The organism is Paucibacter sp. PLA-PC-4 (genome assembly GCF_026241155.1).
GTDB lineage: Bacteria > Pseudomonadota > Gammaproteobacteria > Burkholderiales > Burkholderiaceae_C > Roseateles_E.
In genome coordinates, this window is sequence record NZ_JAPFGP010000001.1 from 130,597 (window position 1) to 147,302 (window position 16,706).

The 16,706-nt window shown below is 66.0% G+C and carries 16 protein-coding genes; 14 read left to right on the forward strand and 2 right to left on the reverse strand.

The window, feature by feature from the left end:
* Positions 1-60: 60 nt before the first annotated feature.
* Both OOZ63_RS00665 and OOZ63_RS00670 read right to left on the reverse strand, forming a co-directional pair.
* Positions 61-975 (reverse strand): LysR family transcriptional regulator, encoded by a 915-nt coding sequence (locus OOZ63_RS00665; protein ID WP_266003379.1) that lies wholly within the window; start codon positions 973-975, stop codon positions 61-63.
* 504 nt (positions 976-1,479) lie between these two features.
* Positions 1,480-1,635 (reverse strand): hypothetical protein, encoded by a 156-nt coding sequence (locus OOZ63_RS00670; RefSeq protein WP_266003380.1) that lies wholly within the window; start codon positions 1,633-1,635, stop codon positions 1,480-1,482.
* 270 nt (positions 1,636-1,905) lie between these two features.
* On the opposite strand from OOZ63_RS00670, the gene OOZ63_RS00675 reads away from it, so the two are divergent.
* From OOZ63_RS00675 to glk, 14 genes are all read left to right on the forward strand, one after another.
* The gene (locus tag OOZ63_RS00675; protein WP_266003773.1) at positions 1,906-2,772 is read left to right on the forward strand and encodes a fumarylacetoacetate hydrolase family protein; all 867 of its coding nucleotides are present in this window, start codon (positions 1,906-1,908) and stop codon (positions 2,770-2,772) included.
* Positions 2,769-3,719 (forward strand): nucleoside hydrolase, encoded by a 951-nt coding sequence (locus tag OOZ63_RS00680; RefSeq protein WP_266003381.1) that lies wholly within the window; start codon positions 2,769-2,771, stop codon positions 3,717-3,719. The genes OOZ63_RS00675 and OOZ63_RS00680 overlap by 4 nt, the downstream gene beginning before the upstream one ends.
* A 41-nt stretch (positions 3,720-3,760) precedes the next feature.
* A complete protein-coding gene (locus OOZ63_RS00685; RefSeq protein WP_416234681.1) occupies positions 3,761-4,432 on the forward strand; it encodes a DUF4197 domain-containing protein in 672 nt (223 codons plus the stop codon).
* A complete protein-coding gene (locus tag OOZ63_RS00690; protein ID WP_266003383.1) occupies positions 4,432-5,067 on the forward strand; it encodes a pyridoxamine 5'-phosphate oxidase family protein in 636 nt (211 codons plus the stop codon). The genes OOZ63_RS00685 and OOZ63_RS00690 overlap by 1 nt, the downstream gene beginning before the upstream one ends.
* 31 nt (positions 5,068-5,098) lie before the next feature.
* Complete coding sequence (locus tag OOZ63_RS00695) at positions 5,099-5,533, forward strand: VOC family protein (protein WP_266003384.1); 435 nt, start codon at positions 5,099-5,101, stop codon at positions 5,531-5,533.
* Between the two features lie 66 nt (positions 5,534-5,599).
* A complete protein-coding gene (locus OOZ63_RS00700; RefSeq protein WP_266003386.1) occupies positions 5,600-6,154 on the forward strand; it encodes a DUF1697 domain-containing protein in 555 nt (184 codons plus the stop codon).
* 79 nt (positions 6,155-6,233) lie between these two features.
* Positions 6,234-7,289: a LacI family DNA-binding transcriptional regulator gene (locus tag OOZ63_RS00705; protein ID WP_266003387.1), complete on the forward strand. Its 1,056-nt coding sequence runs from the start codon at positions 6,234-6,236 to the stop codon at positions 7,287-7,289.
* A gap of 188 nt (positions 7,290-7,477) precedes the next feature.
* Complete coding sequence (locus tag OOZ63_RS00710) at positions 7,478-9,838, forward strand: TonB-dependent receptor (RefSeq protein WP_266003388.1); 2,361 nt, start codon at positions 7,478-7,480, stop codon at positions 9,836-9,838.
* 103 nt (positions 9,839-9,941) lie between these two features.
* Positions 9,942-11,222 (forward strand): ABC transporter substrate-binding protein, encoded by a 1,281-nt coding sequence (locus tag OOZ63_RS00715; protein WP_266003390.1) that lies wholly within the window; start codon positions 9,942-9,944, stop codon positions 11,220-11,222.
* Positions 11,219-12,178, forward strand: a complete 960-nt coding sequence (locus OOZ63_RS00720) for a carbohydrate ABC transporter permease (RefSeq protein WP_266003391.1) — start codon at positions 11,219-11,221, stop codon at positions 12,176-12,178. Before OOZ63_RS00715 ends, OOZ63_RS00720 begins: the two co-directional genes overlap by 4 nt.
* A 22-nt stretch (positions 12,179-12,200) precedes the next feature.
* Positions 12,201-13,040: a carbohydrate ABC transporter permease gene (locus tag OOZ63_RS00725; RefSeq protein ID WP_266003392.1), complete on the forward strand. Its 840-nt coding sequence runs from the start codon at positions 12,201-12,203 to the stop codon at positions 13,038-13,040.
* A gap of 44 nt (positions 13,041-13,084) precedes the next feature.
* A complete protein-coding gene (locus OOZ63_RS00730; RefSeq protein WP_266003393.1) occupies positions 13,085-14,446 on the forward strand; it encodes a GH1 family beta-glucosidase in 1,362 nt (453 codons plus the stop codon).
* Between the two features lies 1 nt (position 14,447).
* Positions 14,448-15,473, forward strand: a complete 1,026-nt coding sequence (locus tag OOZ63_RS00735) for an ABC transporter ATP-binding protein (protein WP_266003394.1) — start codon at positions 14,448-14,450, stop codon at positions 15,471-15,473.
* The gene (gene glk, locus OOZ63_RS00740) at positions 15,470-16,426 is read left to right on the forward strand and encodes a glucokinase (protein ID WP_266003395.1); all 957 of its coding nucleotides are present in this window, start codon (positions 15,470-15,472) and stop codon (positions 16,424-16,426) included. Before OOZ63_RS00735 ends, glk begins: the two co-directional genes overlap by 4 nt.
* Positions 16,427-16,706: the final 280 nt, after the last annotated feature.

The following is a 16,706-nucleotide window of genomic DNA, read 5'->3' on the forward strand; positions in this document are numbered from 1 at the left end:
CAATCAACCCGGGCGGCGAAATCTTACGGCCAGCGGAACGGTCGGCAGGCCTAGGCGAGTTCAGCTCGCCGGGATGCGCAGCGTGCGGCTGGCGGCCAGCAGGGCCAGCAGAGTCGGATCGCGTTCGCGGCTGCGCAGAAAGCACAGCGCGATGGACTGGCGCATCGCATAGCGCGCGTCCAGCGGAATTAGCCGAACATTGGGTGGCAGCACGCTGCGGACACGGCCGGGCAGCAGCGTGCAGCCGATGCCGCCACCGACGAGGTTCATCAGCGAGAAGATGTCATTGGTCTTCATCACCACATGCGGCTCGAAGCCGGCCAGCCGGAAGGCGTCCATGAAGCGGCTGTAGGTCACGAATCCCTCCTGCAGGCTGACGAAGCGCTCGTCCGCGCAGTCCTCCAGTGCGACGCTGGCGAGGCCGGCGTAGGCTGAGCCCTCCGGGGCCGCGAAGTAGATGTTGTCGTCGAACAGGGCCTGGCTTTCGAGGTCCGCGCAGCCCTCGGGCTGACCGATCACGGCTGCGTCGATGCTGCCGTCGCGCAGCTTTTGCAGCAGGTCGTTGTTGGAACCCAGGATGAGCTCCGCCTGCACATCGGGCTTGCGCAGCTTGAGCGCCATGATGAGGGCCGGCACGGTGCCGCTGGTCAGCGAGTACAGCGAGCCGATGCGAATGCGCTCCGAGCCATAGCCGGCCAGCGCCCGGGTGGCGCGGACGCCCTCGTCCATGCGCTGCAAGATGTCGCGCGCCACCTCGGCCAGGGCGTGGGCGGCTTCGGTCGGCTGCAGATTGCGGCCTTCGAGCCTGAACAGCGCGCAGCGGGTGCCGGACTCCAGCGAGTGCAGCGCACGATGGACGCTGACCGCGCTGATGCCCAGCCGATCGGCGGCCCGTGCGAGGCTGCCGCTTTCAAGAAAGCTGATCAGGATCTCGAGCTTGCGAAACGTGATGTCTTCATGGATGCGAGGCAGCATGGGGCGATGATCGCATGGGCCGTGGCGGCGCCGCTTCGGCAGTCCTGCGCCTCTGAATACACTCTCAGCCGTCAAGTCCGGCCGTACGCGCCGGCATGGCGCAGCTGCACCAGCAGTTGCTGGCTGGCGGAGTCGAGCCAGACATCGAGCGCAGCCTCGTAGTGCCCCAGCGCCTTGCGTTGCAGATGTAGTGCGTTCTCTCACCCTGCCGGCTGGCAGTGCCAGGTCCTCGCAGCGCTGCACGACAAGGCGTCAGGTGGCGAGATCGGCGCGCAGGCCGGCAGCCGGCAGCCGGCAGGCTCAGCATGGTGCAGGGTCGGCGTGGCGCGGGGCGCGCGGGAGGCATCGCGGCCAGGTGAATCATCCAGGTCAGCCGGTCCTGCACACCTGCCGGCAGCAGCGTGGGGCTCGTTGAGTGGCTGATCAGTGCCTGCGCGCGGCGAAAATTGGTGGCCTGGCTGTCGCGGCCGCCGCGCTGCTGGGCGAAGCGCTCGGGGCCAGGCCTTACGGGTCAGAGCCGCCCTCGCTGCGCCAGCCGCGCAGCTCGCACCCTGCCAGCTCGCGCTCCAGCCGGGCCCGCAAGTGCGTGCCATCGGGCTGCCAGCTCAGATCGGCGACCGCTCTGGCCTTGCTCTGGCGCAGCTCACGGCGCCAGAGCAAGGCGGCAGCCGGCGTTGCGGCAATGAGCGGGGCGCTCGGTATCGCGGCCGGCGCTGCGCGCCGGCACGACGATCTCTTGCTGCCGCGTCAGCATCGCACTAGCGCTAGCGCTTGGCTGGCCGGCCTGGTGGGGCTGCGCAGGCCCGTCGTCGAGTCCGTTCAGCAGCGCCCCAGTGCAGGGCCAGCGCGCCGGCGGCGACCCACGGCAGTGGTGAGGACAGGGCGAGACATCGGACAATGCTGCTTCTTGCCCAGCAGCCGACCTATCCAATGAAACTTGCCAGCTACAACGACGGTTCCCGCGACGGCCAGCTGATCGTGGTCTCGCGTGACCTCAGCTCCGCCCACTATGCCAACGGCATCGCCACGCGGCTGCAGCAGGTGCTCGACGACTGGAACTTCCTGTCGCCCCAGCTCGATGAGCTCTACACCCAGATCAACCACGGCAAGCTGCGCCATGCCTTTGCATTCGATCCCAAGCTCTGCATGGCGCCGTTGCCGCGCGCCTACCAGTGCATCGAGGCCCTAAGCCATGACGAGGAGGCGGCCGAGCCGCTGATGCAGCAGGTCGGCAGCGACGACTTCATCGGCGCTTGCGAGACACTGCGCTTTGGCGCCGAGGCGATGAGCCTGGGCTGCGAGCCGCGGCTGGCGGCGGTCTGTGGCGATGTGGCCCAGGGCGCCGGCCCCGAGCAGGCGCTGGAGGGGGTGCGCCTGCTGGCTCTGGCCGGCTGCTGGCTGCTGCGCAAGCTGGAGCCGGCCGAGCGCGCGCGCGGGGCAGGCCTGCTGCAGAGCCGGCCCGCCACCGCCTTTGCGCCGGTGGCGATGACGCCCGACGAGCTCGGCGAGGCCTGGCAGGGCGGGCGGGCCAGGCTGGCGCTGCAAGCCATGGTGAACGGACGCAAGAGTGGCGGCGATGGCAGCGATACGGGGGCGCGCTGGCATCTGGGACAACTGATCGCCCATGCAGCCCGGACGCGCCGGCTGCGTGCCGGCAGCATTGTCGGCAGCGAGTCGTTGCAGCCGCAGGCCATGCCGGCGCTGAAGTCCGGCGACTCGCTGCGCCTCGAACTCAAGAGCCCTGACGGGCTGAGCCCCTTCGGCGCAATCGATCAGGATGTGGAGGCCTTGGCATGACGATGACCCCACGCAAGAAGATCATCATTGACACCGACCCGGGTCAAGACGATGCGGTCGCGATCCTGCTGGCGCTGGCCAGTCCGGAGCTGGAGGTGCTGGGTGTGACGACGGTGGCCGGCAATGTGCCGTTGGCGCTAACCAGCCGCAATGCGCTGATGGTCTGCGAGCTGGCCGGCCGACGCGACATCCCGGTCTACGCCGGTGCCGATCGGCCGCTGCTCAAAACCCTCGTGACGGCCGAGTTTGTCCATGGCAAGACCGGGCTTGATGGGCCTACGCTGCCGGAGCCGACGATGGCGCTGGCCAAGGGCCATGCGGTGGACTTCCTCATCGATACCTTGATGCGCGAGGACAGCGGCAGCGTAATCCTGTGTCCTCTCGGGCCGCTGACCAATATCGCGCTGGCGCTGGCGCGCGAGCCGCGAGTGGCGGCTCGCATCGAACGCATCGTGTTGATGGGTGGCGGCGGCTTCGAGGGCGGCAACATCACGCCAGCTGCCGAGTTCAATATCTATGTGGACCCGCATGCGGCCGATTTGGTGTTCCGCTCTGGCGTGGCGATCACGATGGCGCCGCTGGATGTCACGCACCAGGCGCTGACCACGCGAGCGCGCGTCGCCGCGATCCGTGCGCTGGGTACATCGCTGGGCGAGGCGGTCGCGCAATGGCTGGAGTTCTTCGAGCGTTTTGACGAGCAGAAGTATGGCCAGGAGGGCGGGCCGCTGCACGACCCCTGCGTGATTGCCTGGCTGCTGCGTCCCGAGCTGTTCACTGGCCGCGACTGCCATGTGGCGATCGAGACGGCCAGCCCGTTGACCCAGGGCATGACGGTGATCGACTGGTGGGGCGTGACGGGCCAAGCGGCCAACGCTCATGTGCTGGGCGGGCTGGATGCCGATGGTTTCTATGCGCTGATCACCGAGCGGCTGGCCCGGTTCGGCTGATGGCAAGATAGGCCATCGATTCAAGGGAGCCTCGCGTCATGCTGCATCGTCGTCACTTTGTCTGTTCCGCTGGCCTGCTGCTGCCGGCGTTTGGCGCGCGAGCCGCGCTCAACGAGACCGATGCCGCGTCCGGTATCCGCACGGCGCTGGAACGCGGCGCGGTGGCGGCGGTGGGGCTGCTCGGCAAGCCCGATGGCTTCTTGGGCAACCCACTGGTGCGCATCGAGCTGCCAGGTTATCTGAAGGATGGAGCCAAGCTGCTGAAAGCTACCGGCCAGGGCAAGCGCGTCGACGAGCTGCTGACCGCGATGAACCGCGCCGCCGAGGCGGCGATGCCGGAGGCCAAGAGCCTGCTGGTGGGGGCGGTGAAGAATATGAGCGTAGAGGACGGCCTGAAGATTTTGCGCGGCGGCGACGATGCCGCCACCCAGTTCTTTGCCGACAAGACCCGCGAGCCGCTGGGCCAGAAGTTTCTGCCCATCGTGGGCCGTGCGACCCAGAAAGTGAAGCTGGCCGACAAGTACAACGCGGTGGCCGGCAAGGCGGCCGGCATGGGCCTGATCCGCAGCGAGGACGCCAATATCCAGCAGTACGTGACGGGCAAAGCGCTGGATGGCCTGTATCTGATGATTGGCGAGGAGGAAAAGAAGATCCGCAGGGATCCGGTCGGCACCGGCAGCGCGATCTTGAAGAAGGTCTTCGGAGCGCTGTGATGAGCTCAGCCTGGCAAGATCGCAGCCACGACCTCGACAGTCTGGATAAGCTGCGAGGCCTTTATCCACCGCCTGAGGCGCCGGCCACGCTGGACAAAGAGTGCGACCACATCCATCCGATGTACCGGCCCTTCATCGAGGCCGCGCCCTTCGCGGTGCTGGCCACGCGCAGCCCTCGCGGGCTGGACTGCTCGCCGCGCGGCGATGCGCCAGGCTTCATCACGGTGGCCGACGAGAAGACCCTGCTGCTGCCCGACCGGCGCGGCAACAACCGCATTGACAGCCTGCGCAATGTGCTGCATGACCCCGAGGTCGCTTTGCTCTTTCTGATCCCCGGCATCGGCGAGGCCTTGCGCGTCAACGGCACAGCCCGCATCAGCGCGTCGCCGGTGCTGCTGAAGCGCTTCGAATTCGAGGGCAAGCTGCCCCGCTCGGTGCTGGTCATCGAGGTGAAGCTGGTGTTCTTTCAATGCGCCCGCGCGATCAAGCGCTCGGGGCTGTGGGAGCCGACCGCGCAGATCGCCCGCAGGGCGCTGCCCTCGACCGGCAGCATCCTGCAGGCCCTGAGTGCACGGGTCGATGGCGCTTCCTATGACGCTGCGCTGGAGGAGCGGCAGCGGCTGACGATGTACTGAGTGAATCAGGCTGGCTGCCCTCGGTATACTGATGTTTTATACAGTTTCCCGAAACAAAGCCATGCCGATGCTTCACCATCTCTCCTTCGGAGTCAGAGATCTTCGGCGGGCAGCCGACTTCTATGATGCGGTCCTCCAACCTTTGGGCTATGTGCGTGTGTGGACGGACTTCGAGGGCGATGAGGACACGCAAGCGGTGGGCTACGGGGAGCCGGGCGGCGGCGACAAGCTGGCGCTGAAGCAGTGTCCGAACGGGGCTATCGCTCCTGGCCCGGGATTTCATCTCGCCTTTTCGGCGCCGAGCCGGGAGGCGGTCAACCACTTCCACGAGGCCGCAATGCGCAGCGGAGGGAAAGATAATGGCGCTCCCGGTCTTCGGCCCGACTACGGGCCTGACTACTACGCCGCCTACGTTGTCGATCCGGAAGGTTGGCGTATCGAGGCCGTCATCAACATGGTGGCTTAGCCATCCGTCACCGGGACCGGGTACTTGCGAGCGCCATGAGTCCCCACCCACGCAGAGGCGTCCTCTATGTCCCAGTTCGTAGCCCTGTTGCGCGGCATCAATGTTGGCAAGGCTAAGCGAATTCCGATGGCCGATTTAAGAGACCTGTTGGCCGAGTTGGGATACACCGGCATAGCCACGCTGCTGAACAGCGGCAACGTCGTGTTTCGCGCCGCCAAGGGCACGCCCGCCCAGCATGCGCAAGACATCGCCGCGGCCATACTGAGAGCGCTGAAGATGGAAGTGCCTGTCGTCGTCAAGTCGGCTAAAGAACTGGCTGCCATCGTCGGCGAGAACCCCTTGGCCGAGAACGCGGCCAATCATTCGCGACTCCTGGTGGTCTTTGCCCAGAGCACGGCCACGCTCTGTGAGCTTGCTGCGGTCGAGGCCTTGGTCGTGCCGCCCGAGCGGTTCGTGGTCGGCAAGAGCGCTGCGTATCTGCACTGCGCAAGAGGCCTCCTGGAAAGCCCAGCAGGGGAAGCCTTGCACGGCAAAGCCGGCAAGTCGATCACAACAAGAAACTGGGCTACCGTGCTGAAGCTGCAGGCCCTGGTGGTGAAGGATCAAGAGGTTCCTCTGTGACGCTGAGATTCCAGGCCTGGTTGGCGTCGCGATCCGCGCGACCTGCCCAAAGCCACCAGCTATGGCACAGTCCCGGCCCATGAACCCCAGTCCTCGCGCCCCCACCATCGTCGATGTCGCCGCGCAGGCCGGCGTGTCCATCAAGACCGTCTCGCGAGTCTTGAATCATGAGGCCGGCGTGCACGAGGAGACGCGTGAGCAGGTGCTGAAAGTAGTGGCCGAGCTGAAGTACCGGCCCAAGCTGTCGGCCCGCAGCCTGGCCGGGGCCCGCTCCTTCCTGATCGGGCTGCTGTACTACGACCCCAGCGCGGCCTTTGTCGGCGGCGTGCAGCAGGGGGCGACCTTGCGCTGCCGCGAGGCGGGCTATCACCTGGTGGTGGAGTCGCTGGATAACGATGCGCCGGACATCGAGAGCCAAGTCGAGCGCATGCTGTCGGCGCTGCGGCCGGACGGCATGATCCTGGCGCCACCGATCTGCGACAACCCCAAGGTGCTGAAGGCATTGCGCGACAGCAATACGCCCTGTGTGCAGATGTCGCCAGGGCTGCCTGACCAGCGCAGCGCCGTCGTGCGCATGGACGATGTGCAGGCTGCCGAGGAGGTGACGAATTTGCTCTTAAGTCTTGGCCATCGCCATATCGGATTCATCCGCGGTGCGACCGACCAGGCCGCCTCCGCGCTGCGCTACCAGGGCTTTGCGCAGGCGATGCAAGCGCATGGGCTCGCAGTCGAAGCGGAGTTGGTCTACCAGGGCGACTTCACCTATCCCTCAGGCGTCGAGGGCGCGCACGCCCTGCTGAGCCGGCGCCAGCGGCCCACGGCGGTGTTTGCCAGCAATGACGATATGGCGCTGGGGGTGCTCGCGGCGGCGCAGCGCCTGGGCCTGGCGGTGCCGGCCGATCTGTCGATCGCCGGCTTCGATGATTCGCCAGCGGCCAGCCTGGTCTGGCCACCGCTGACCACGGTACGCCAGCCGGTCGCAGCGATGGCCCGGGCGGCGGTGGACTTGCTGATCGCCCCCGATGGGGAGTCCGGTCCCCGGGTGGTCGCGCATGAGTTGGTGGTGCGCGATTCGACTTCGGCCCTGCCGCATGCCCCGGCCGGCCGCCGTCGTGCGGCCATCCAAAAAGCCTGAAGCAAAACTACGGGAAGACCCTTTGTTGACCGGAAATGACAACGTTGTCAGAATCCAGCCAAGCAATAAAGACAACGTTGTCAATTGCGTAGGAAGACAACAGGCGCGGCAACAGACCGCGCCGGATTCCACCGCGTCGCCGGGCCCACCCGACGGCGTTCCGACCACACTGATGGATGGAGACAAAGATGATCGCAAACAAGACCGCATGCCTGCGGCTGGCCCTGGTGCCCGCCGCGATAATTGCCGGATTCGGCGCTTCGGGCCAGTCCATGGCCCAGTCCAGTGCCGAGGCGCCGACTGCGCTGGAGCGCGTCACGGTGTCGGCCACCAAGCGCCTGACCTTTGTGCAGGAAACGCCGCTGGCCGTGACCGCGCTGACGCAAAAGGAGCTGGAGCGCGCCGGCGTCAAGGATCTGTCGACGATGCAGGCCCTGGTGCCGAACCTGAGCATCGAACAGCACGGTGACTCGGGCGGCGTCCATGTGTTCCTGCGCGGAATCGGCTCGACCAACCATACCGAGCTGGGTGACCCGGCCGTGGCATTCCATGTGGACGGCGTCTACTCGCCGCGGCCTCAGGGCGCGACGGTGCTGATGTATGACCTGGAGAGCGTCGAGGTGGCACGTGGTCCGCAGGGCACCTTGTTCGGCCGCAATGCGACGGCCGGCTCGGTCAATCTGAACACCGCCAAGCCCAAGCTTGGACAGTTCGGCGGCTCGGGAAGCATGCTGCTGGGCGACCGCAATCGCACCACTCTGCAGGGCGCGCTCAATGTGCCGCTGGGCGAGACGCTGGCCCTGCGAGTCGCCGCGATCCAGGAAAAGCAGGACGGATGGGTGGACTTTCAGGCTCGCTCCAATGTGCAGCCCGGCGCGCGTAAGTACGGTGCTTCTGACCAGGCCGGTGTGCGCAGCACCTTGCTGTGGGAGCCCAGCCCCGCGCTGACCGCCACCGTCGCGGCCGAGTACTACCGCGATCAGGGTACCGGCCAGGTCTCGCTGATGCAGCAGCCGCGCCCCGGCCAGAAGTTGCGCTCGGCCCTGATCGACACGCCCGGACATCTGGACCAAGACATCATCACCTACCGTGGCCGTGTCGACTGGCGGCCCAGCGACGCGATCGAAGTCAGCTACATCGGCAGCTGGAGCCGACTCAAGCGCCAGAACGCCAGCGACAACGATGCCGGCACCCAGCCCGGCTTCAAGCAGGAGCACCGCACTGAGTGGTCGCAGTTCGACAACTACACCCATGAAGTCAATGTGAAGAGCACCGACAGCGGCCCTTTCCAGTGGATCGCCGGCGCCTTCATGATCAAGGAAGACAACAAGATCCGCTTCGACATCGACATCTCGAAGACGGCGGTCGCGGCTGGGAGCGGCCCCATCGTGATCAACCCGGTGTTGCCGACCGATGTGGCCTGGGCCATGTCCTTCATCCAGCCCAAGCGCACCTTGGATTCCAAGGCGGTATTCGGCCAGGGAACCTTCGCCTTCACGAAGGACCTGAAGTTGACCGCCGGCGCCCGCTACACCGACGAGAAGAAACAGGACGTCGGCGGCCGCAACTGGGTCTGCCCCGACTTCGGCGCCACCATCGCTAACGGCGGCCGACTGATCGGCCCCGGCGGACCTGTCGATGTGGCCAGCTGTGGCAGCGTCCATGCGCCCGGCACCTGGCCCGGCGGCGGCGCCAACGACGGCAAGACCAGCGACGACGCCTCCACCTATCTGCTGCGCGGTGAGTTCAAGGCCAGCCCCGATCTGCTGACCTATGCGACCCTGTCCACCGGCTTCAAGTCCGGCGGCCTGTCGGACGGCGGCCGGCGCCATCTGCCGGAGAAGCTGACCAATGTGGAGCTGGGCGCCAAGGCCGAGTTCTTCCAGCGCAGCCTGGCGCTGAACCTCGCAGCCTTTTGGATGAAGTACAAGGATATGCAGGTATCGGCGATCGAGTACCAGCCCAATGGCCAGCAGCAGCTCGTCACCAGCAATGCCGCGAAGGCGACGATCAAGGGCGTCGAGGCCGAGCTGAGCTGGCGCCTGACGCGCGACGCTCGGCTGATGGGCAATGCCTCGGTGCTGAACGCACAGTACGACGATTTTCTGACCTGCGATTCGGCCCTCTTGGACTGCAATAACACCGCCAATTTCGTCAATCTGAAGGGCTCGAAGCTGCCGCATGCACCCAAGTTCAGCACCACATTGGCCTTTGAACATGACTTCGCGCTGGGCAGTGGCCGGCTGACGCCGCGCATTGGCGTGCACTACCAGGCCCGCAGCTATCTGAGCAACTTCAACACAGCACCCACCGCTGCGGTAAAGCCCGGTTCTTTCGCCGAAGCGCGTACGCAGAAGGCTTACAGCAAAGTGGACCTGAGCCTGCGCTATGAGGACGGCAAGGGCCGATGGGAACTGGAGGCCTTTGTCAACAATGCCACCGACAAGATGGTCAAGACCGATGCCTCCTGGATCGGCGACACCAGCACCTGGGTCAGCTTCTACAACCCGCCGCGCACCTACGGCGTCAAGGCGGCATACCGCTTCTGAGGCGGCTGATCGAGGGCAGCGTGATGGCGGCAAGTCTGCATTCCCGTGAATCGGCAAAGCCCTTAGGCTGAGCCACCGCACCAGTACCTCACGGAGACTCCAGGTGAAACTCAAGACCGTCATTGCGCTGGCCCTGCTGATGCTCAACTTTGGCTGGGCTGGCGCCCAGGGCCAGGCGCAGCTGCCCAAGCCGCAACTCCGCGTCGCTACGTTCCCCGATCTCGACCGCGCTGCCAAGGCTGCGGCCGCTCTGTGGGCCCAGCGCCACCCCGGCATCGAGCTGAAGATCGTCTCGATGCAGTACGCCGACCACCATATGGCCATGACCACGGCCCTGGCCACCGGCTCCGGCTTGCCCGATGTGATGGCCATCGATTTGCGCTTCATCGGCAAGTTCGCCGCCTCGGGCGGCTTCATCGATCTGAATCAGGCGCCGTACAACGCCGGCATGATGGCTGGCGACTACGTCCGCTATGCGCTGATTCAGGGGCAGAGCCGCAAGGGCGCGCAGTTGGCGATGCCCGCCGATATTGGTCCCGGCACCTTGCTGTACCGCAAGGACATCCTCGACAAGGCCGGCGTCAGCGAGGCCGAGATCACCCGAGACTGGGCCTCGTATCTGGCGGCCGGCAAGAAGATCAAGGCGGCCACCGGTGCCTTGCTGATGGCCGACGCCGCCGACCTGCGCGATATCGCGCTGCGTCAGGGCCTGAAGGACGGGGAGGGCATCTACTTCGATGCCTCGGGCCGGGTTCTGGTTGAAAGCGAGCGCTTTCGTCGAGCCTTCGAGCTGGGTCTCGCGGCGCGCCAGGCCGGGCTCGACGCCCATGCATCTGCCTGGAGCAATGACTGGGCGGCCGGCTTCAAGCAGGGCCGCATCGCGACCCAGATGATGGGTGCCTGGCTGGTCGGCCACCTGAAGAACTGGCTGGCTCCGGATACGGCCGGGCTGTGGCGCTCCGCTCCTTTGCCCGGCGGCGTACAGGCGGCCTATGGCGGCTCCTTCTATGCGATCCCGAAGAAGGCGAAATACAAGGATGCGGCCTGGGATTTCATCCGTCTGATGACGGCCGATAAGGCGGTGCAGATCAACTCGCTGCGTGTGCTCGATAGCTACCCGGCCCTGCTGGCCGCCCACCAGGACCCCTTGATGGACGAGCCGATTGCTTTTCTCGGGGGCCAGGTGGCGCGCCAGATGTGGCGCGAGACGGCGGCCCGCGTGCCGGCCACGCCGGTCAGCCCCTTCGACGTGCTGGCCACCACGATCATCCGCGACGAGTTCGAGAAAGTCGTCACGCGCGGCAAAGACATCGCCACCGCGCTGAAGGATGCGCGCGAGTTGATTGAGCGCCGCACGCGCCGCCGCCCAGGGAGGGATGCATGATGGCCCGGCCCCTGCTCACGCGCCGCTTTGCGCCCTATCTCTTTATCGCACCCTTCTTCCTGCTGTTCGCGGTGTTCGGTCTGTTCCCACTGCTGTTCTCCATCTATCTGTCGCTGCACCAGTGGAACCCGGCCGAGGGCCTGCACACCATGCACTGGGTCGGCTTGGAGAACTACTGGTATGCCGTCACCGACCCGTGGTTCCACGACTCGCTCTACAACACCGTCTGGTTCGCGCTGGTCTCCGGCCTGCCGCAGCACCTGGTGGCGCTGCCACTGGCCTTCTTCATCCACCAGCGTGTCAAGCGCGGACGCAATCTGCTGGTCGGCGCCTACTTCGTGCCCTACATCACCTCCAGCGTTGCGATCGCGCTGATCTTCACGACCCTGCTATCAAAGGACTACGGTCTGGTCAACGCCTTGATGGCCGAGCTGACCCGCATCCCGCTGCTGGGCAGCCCGCTGGAGGCGGTGCTGCAAAGTCATGGCGGCGCGATCGACTGGCTGGGCGACGCCGACACCACCAAGCCGGCTGTGGCCTTTGTCGTGTTCTGGCGCTATCTGGGCTGGAACCTGGTTCTCTATCTGTCGGCGCTGCAGGTCATCGACAAGGACCTGTATGAAGCCGCCACACTGGACGGCGCCCGGCCTTGGCAGCAATTCCGCTACATCACCTTGCCGCTCTTGCGTCCGATGATGTTCTTCGCGGTAAGCCTGACCATCATCGGCAGCCTGCAGCTCTTCGAGGAGCCGTTCATTCTGGTCGACAGTGAGCGCGGCGCCAGCCAGTCGGTGATGACCAGTGCCATCTTCATGTACCGGCTGGCTTTCTCGGACGGCGACTTCGGCACCGCCTCGGCCGTGTCCTGGCTGCTGTTCTTCCTGATAGCCGCGCTGACTTGGCTCAATGCCAAGCTGTTCGGCAGCGACGCGCGAGGTGAGCATGCAGCACGCTGATCCCACCGTGCTCGTTGGGCCCATGCGCAATAGCTCTTCGCGATGGAAAGACCGGCCTTGGCTGGCCTGGCTGTTGGTCGGTCTCGGCGCCTTGCTGCTGGTAGCGCCGCTGTACTTCACCTTTGTGTTCGCGAGCCATGGCCGTAGCGAGATCTTCAACTCGCCGCCGCCGCTGTGGTTCGGCCTGTCCTCGCTGTCGAATTTGGAGCTTCTGGAGCAGCGCCTGCCCTTTTGGCGCAATCTGGGCATGAGTCTTTATGTGGCCAGCCTGACGACGGCGCTGAATCTCTTGCTGTGCTCGCTGGCCGGCTACGGCTTCTCGGTTTACGAGTTCCGATTCAAGAGGACGCTGTTTGCGATCGTGCTGGGTTCGATGATGCTGCCCAGCTTCCTCAACATGATTCCCAGCTTCATGGTGATGGACTTCCTAGGCTGGATCGACACGCCGCGTGCGCTGTATGTGCCGGCGGCGGCCAGCGCCCTGGGCATCTTCCTGATGCGCCAGTACATCGGCTCGGCGATCCCGAAGGACCTGCTGGACGCTGCACGCATGGACGGCTGCGGCGAGTTGCGCATCTTCTGGAGCGTCGTGCTGCCCTTGCTGAAGCCGGCGATGGGCACGCTGGGCCTGATCACCTTCATTGCGTCCTGGAACAACTTCGTTGCGCCCCTGGTCGTGATGCGCTCGGCCGAAAACTACACCTTGCCGCTGGCCTTGCGCTCCATGCAGGCGCCCAACAACACCGAGTGGGGCGCTTTGATGATGGGCAGTGCCATCGCGATGCTTCCACTCTTGATCGCTTACTTCTTCAGCGCCCGGCGACTGGTGGCCGGCCTGACCTCGGGCGCCGTGCGCGGCTGAGCCCTGCTGTTTTCCTTTTTCTCCCGCATTACTTGAAACCGCCCATGAACGCCATCGATCCCAATCCTTCAGCCCTCAGCGATCTATGCCGCGCCTTCCGCACAGACTTCCAGTGGGGCTCGGCCACCAGTGCCGCGCAGATCGAAGGCGCAGCTGCCGAGGAGGGCAAGGGCCCGTCGATCTGGGACCGCTTTTGCACCGAGCCGGGCCGTATCAACGACGGCTCCAACATCGACCTTGCCTGCGACCACTACCACCGATACAAGGACGATGTCGCGCTGATGAAGTGGATGGGTTTGCAGGCCTACCGCTTCTCGATCGCCTGGCCGCGCGTGCAGCCACTGGGCCGCGGCGCGTGGAATGAGGCGGGCTTCGCCTTCTATGACCGGCTGATCGATGAGTTGCTGGCTGCTGGCATCAAACCCCATGCGACGCTGTACCACTGGGACTTGCCGGCCGCGTTGCACGACGAGTTCGGCGGGTGGCCCTCGCGCCAGATCGTGCCTCTGTTCGCCGACTATGCTGCCGAGGTCGCGCGCCGCTTCGGCGACCGGCTGGAGAGCATATCCACCTTGAACGAGCCCTGGTGCGTGGCGACCTTGGGCTACGAGACCGCCCAGTTCGCCCCCGGCCAGACCAGCCGCGCCACCGCCGCCCAGGTTTCGCACCACCTGCTGCTGGCCCATGGCGAGGCGATCAAGGCCATGCGCGTGTTGACGAAGTGCAAGCTCGGCATTGTGCTGAACCACACGCCCGCCTTCCCGGCCGACAATCTGCGTGAGGACGACCGCCGCGCCGCCCGCATCGACGACGGCCTGAATGTGCGCTGGTATATGGACCCTGTGTTCCGCGGCCAGTACCCGGCCGACATCATCGAGTACCTGGGCGAGGATGCCCCCAGGATCGAGGAGGGCGACCTGGCTGCGATCCAGCAGCCGCTGGACTTTCTGGGCGTCAACTTCTACACCCGCAGCTTCATCTCCACGCAAAGCCCGGCACTGCCGGCACCCGGCAAACATGGCTTCACCGATATGGGTTGGGAGATCTACCCGAAGGCGCTGACCCAGCACCTCGTGCGCATCACCCGCGAATACTCGCCGCCGCCTATCTTCATCACCGAGAACGGCATGGCCAATGCCGACACGGTGGTCGACGGCAAGGTGCCCGATGTCGAGCGGATCGCCTATCTGCGCAGCCATCTGCAGGCTTTGGCCAGCGCGGTGGAGCTGGGCGTCGATGTGCGCGGCTACTTCTATTGGAGCTTGCTCGACAACTTCGAGTGGAACTCTGGCTACACCAAGCGCTTCGGCCTCTTCCATGTGGACTATGCAACGCAAGAGCGCATGGCCAAGGACAGCGCGCACTGGTACCGCGGCTTCATCGCGACCGCCAAGGCGGGTGGCTGAGATGGCCGGCCTCAGCTTCAAGGGTGTCGCCAAACGCTACGGCGACAAGGCCCCAGTCGTGCGCGCGCTGGACCTGGAGGTTCAGGACGGCGAGTTCATGGTGCTCGTCGGCCCCTCGGGCTGTGGCAAAAGCACCTCGCTGCGCATGCTTGCCGGGCTGGAGGATGTCAGCGCGGGCCAGATCTTTATCGGCGCCCGCGAGGTCACGACCGTGCCACCGGCCGAGCGCGGCGTGGCCATGGTGTTTCAGAGCTATGCGCTGTACCCGCATATGAGCGTGGCGGAGAACATGGGCTTCGCCTTGAAGATGGCCGGCCGGCCCAAGGCCGAAGTCAGCGCCTGCGTGCTGAAGGCCGCGCGCAGCCTGCAACTGGAGGCGCTGCTGGAGCGCAAGCCGCGTGAGCTCTCGGGCGGCCAGCGCCAGCGCGTGGCCATCGGCCGTGCCATCGTGCGCCAGCCTCAGGTCTTTCTGTTCGACGAGCCGCTGTCCAATCTGGACGCCGCGCTGCGCCACGAGACCCGGCTGGAGCTGGCCCGTCTGCACGAGGAACTGGGCGCTACCATCGTCTATGTGACCCACGATCAGGTCGAGGCGATGACACTGGGCGACCGCATCGCGGTCTTCAACGAGGGTCGCATCGAGCAGGTCGGCGCGCCGATGGAGGTTTACGAGCGGCCGGTGAGTCGTTTCGTCGCCGCTTTCCTCGGCTCGCCGCGCATCAATTTTCTACCTGCCGGCCTGATCAAAACGGCCCTGCCGGCCGCCACCGAGACGGTCGGACTGCGGCCCGAGCACCTCAACCTAGTCGCGGCCGGTGCCGGCCTGGATGGCGAGCTGGCGCTAATCGAGCATCTGGGTGACACCAGCATCGCCTATGTGCGCATCGCCGGTGTCGAGCAGGCGCTGGCCGTCAAGCTGGCGGCGGGGCAGGACTGGCAGCGCCACCAGCGTGTCGGCCTGCAGTGGCGCCCCGAGCATCTGCTGGCCTTCGATGCCCAAGGGCTGCGCCTGGAGCCGCGCGCGTGAGCGGGGCGTCGTTTCCGCGCCTGGTGGCCGATGTCGGTGGTACCAACGTGCGCTTTGCCAGTCAGTACCTTCCGCAGGGTCCGCTGCTGGGCATGGCCAGCTATGCATGCGCCGATCACGTCAGCTTGTGGGACGCGATGCAGCACCATCTGCGCAGCCAGGGCCTGGAGCGGCCGCGCTGCTGTGCAATCGGCATAGCCACCGCGATCACCGGCGACCAGGTGCAGATGACCAACCACCACTGGTCATTCTCGATTGAGGCGCTGCGCCAGGCGCTGGGGGCCGAGCGTCTGCTGGTCATCAATGACTTCACTGCGCTGGCGCTGGCGCTGCCGGCGCTGGCGCCCGGGTCGCGACGCCAAGTCGGCGGCGGCGCGGCGGTGGATGGCGCACCGATCGGGCTGGTCGGCCCCGGCACCGGCCTTGGCGTCTCTGGCCTGCTGCCCGGCGTCGGCGGCGCCGGCCTGGCTCCGATTGGCGGCGAGGGCGGCCATGTCACCCTGTCCTCCTTCGAGCCCGAGGAGGACGCGGTGCTACGCGTGCTGCAGCGCCGCTTCGGCCACGCCTCGGCTGAACGTGCGCTGTCCGGGCCTGGGCTGGAGAATCTGTACCAGGCCTTGGCCGGCGTGCGGGGTCAGGTCGTGCCCGAGCGGGACGCCAAATCCATCACCGCCGGCGAGGACCAACTGGCCCGCGATACGGTGGAGCTTTTCTGCAGTCTGTTGGGCAATGTGGCCGGCAATGTGGCGCTGACGCTAGGCGCCCGCGGCGGCCTCTATATCGGGGGTGGCATCGTGCCGCGCCTGGGCGCGCGCTTTGACCGTTCGCGATTTCGCGAGCGCTTCGAGGCCAAGGGCCGCTTTCGCGACTACCTGGCCGCGATCCCTGCTTACGTTGTCAGTGCCAGCGACGAGGCCGCCCTGCTCGGCGCTTGCCGGGCGCTGGATGCATAGAGCGCCAGACTCAAGCCGCCCCCGGCCGCGAACGCTGCGCCTGATGCGAGTCGAACACTTTCGCCGAGCACGAAAACGGCCGGACCGGCCTGGTTCCGCTGCTGCTCAATCACGATGCACCCTGAGGGATCAAGTACCACGCTACGGCCGCACAGACCGCTGCGTTCGGGGTAACAGAGTGACCCGGGGCACTTGCTTTGGACGAATCAGCAACCGAGGCTTCGCGCGAGGCGCACGGCATACTGCACATGCTCCGGTGGTACTTGGTCTCTTTTGCCTT

Coding starts and splice junctions, on each gene's coding strand:
- OOZ63_RS00665 (WP_266003379.1), bottom strand. CDS start 975: ATGCTGCCTCGCATCCATGAAGACATCACGTTTCGCAAGCTCGAGATC.
- OOZ63_RS00675 (WP_266003773.1), top strand. CDS start 1,906: ATGAAACTTGCCAGCTACAACGACGGTTCCCGCGACGGCCAGCTGATC.
- OOZ63_RS00680 (WP_266003381.1), top strand. CDS start 2,769: ATGACGATGACCCCACGCAAGAAGATCATCATTGACACCGACCCGGGT.
- OOZ63_RS00690 (WP_266003383.1), top strand. CDS start 4,432: ATGAGCTCAGCCTGGCAAGATCGCAGCCACGACCTCGACAGTCTGGAT.
- OOZ63_RS00695 (WP_266003384.1), top strand. CDS start 5,099: ATGTTTTATACAGTTTCCCGAAACAAAGCCATGCCGATGCTTCACCAT.
- OOZ63_RS00700 (WP_266003386.1), top strand. CDS start 5,600: ATGTCCCAGTTCGTAGCCCTGTTGCGCGGCATCAATGTTGGCAAGGCT.
- OOZ63_RS00705 (WP_266003387.1), top strand. CDS start 6,234: ATGAACCCCAGTCCTCGCGCCCCCACCATCGTCGATGTCGCCGCGCAG.
- OOZ63_RS00710 (WP_266003388.1), top strand. CDS start 7,478: ATGATCGCAAACAAGACCGCATGCCTGCGGCTGGCCCTGGTGCCCGCC.
- OOZ63_RS00720 (WP_266003391.1), top strand. CDS start 11,219: ATGATGGCCCGGCCCCTGCTCACGCGCCGCTTTGCGCCCTATCTCTTT.
- OOZ63_RS00725 (WP_266003392.1), top strand. CDS start 12,201: ATGCGCAATAGCTCTTCGCGATGGAAAGACCGGCCTTGGCTGGCCTGG.
- OOZ63_RS00730 (WP_266003393.1), top strand. CDS start 13,085: ATGAACGCCATCGATCCCAATCCTTCAGCCCTCAGCGATCTATGCCGC.
- OOZ63_RS00735 (WP_266003394.1), top strand. CDS start 14,448: ATGGCCGGCCTCAGCTTCAAGGGTGTCGCCAAACGCTACGGCGACAAG.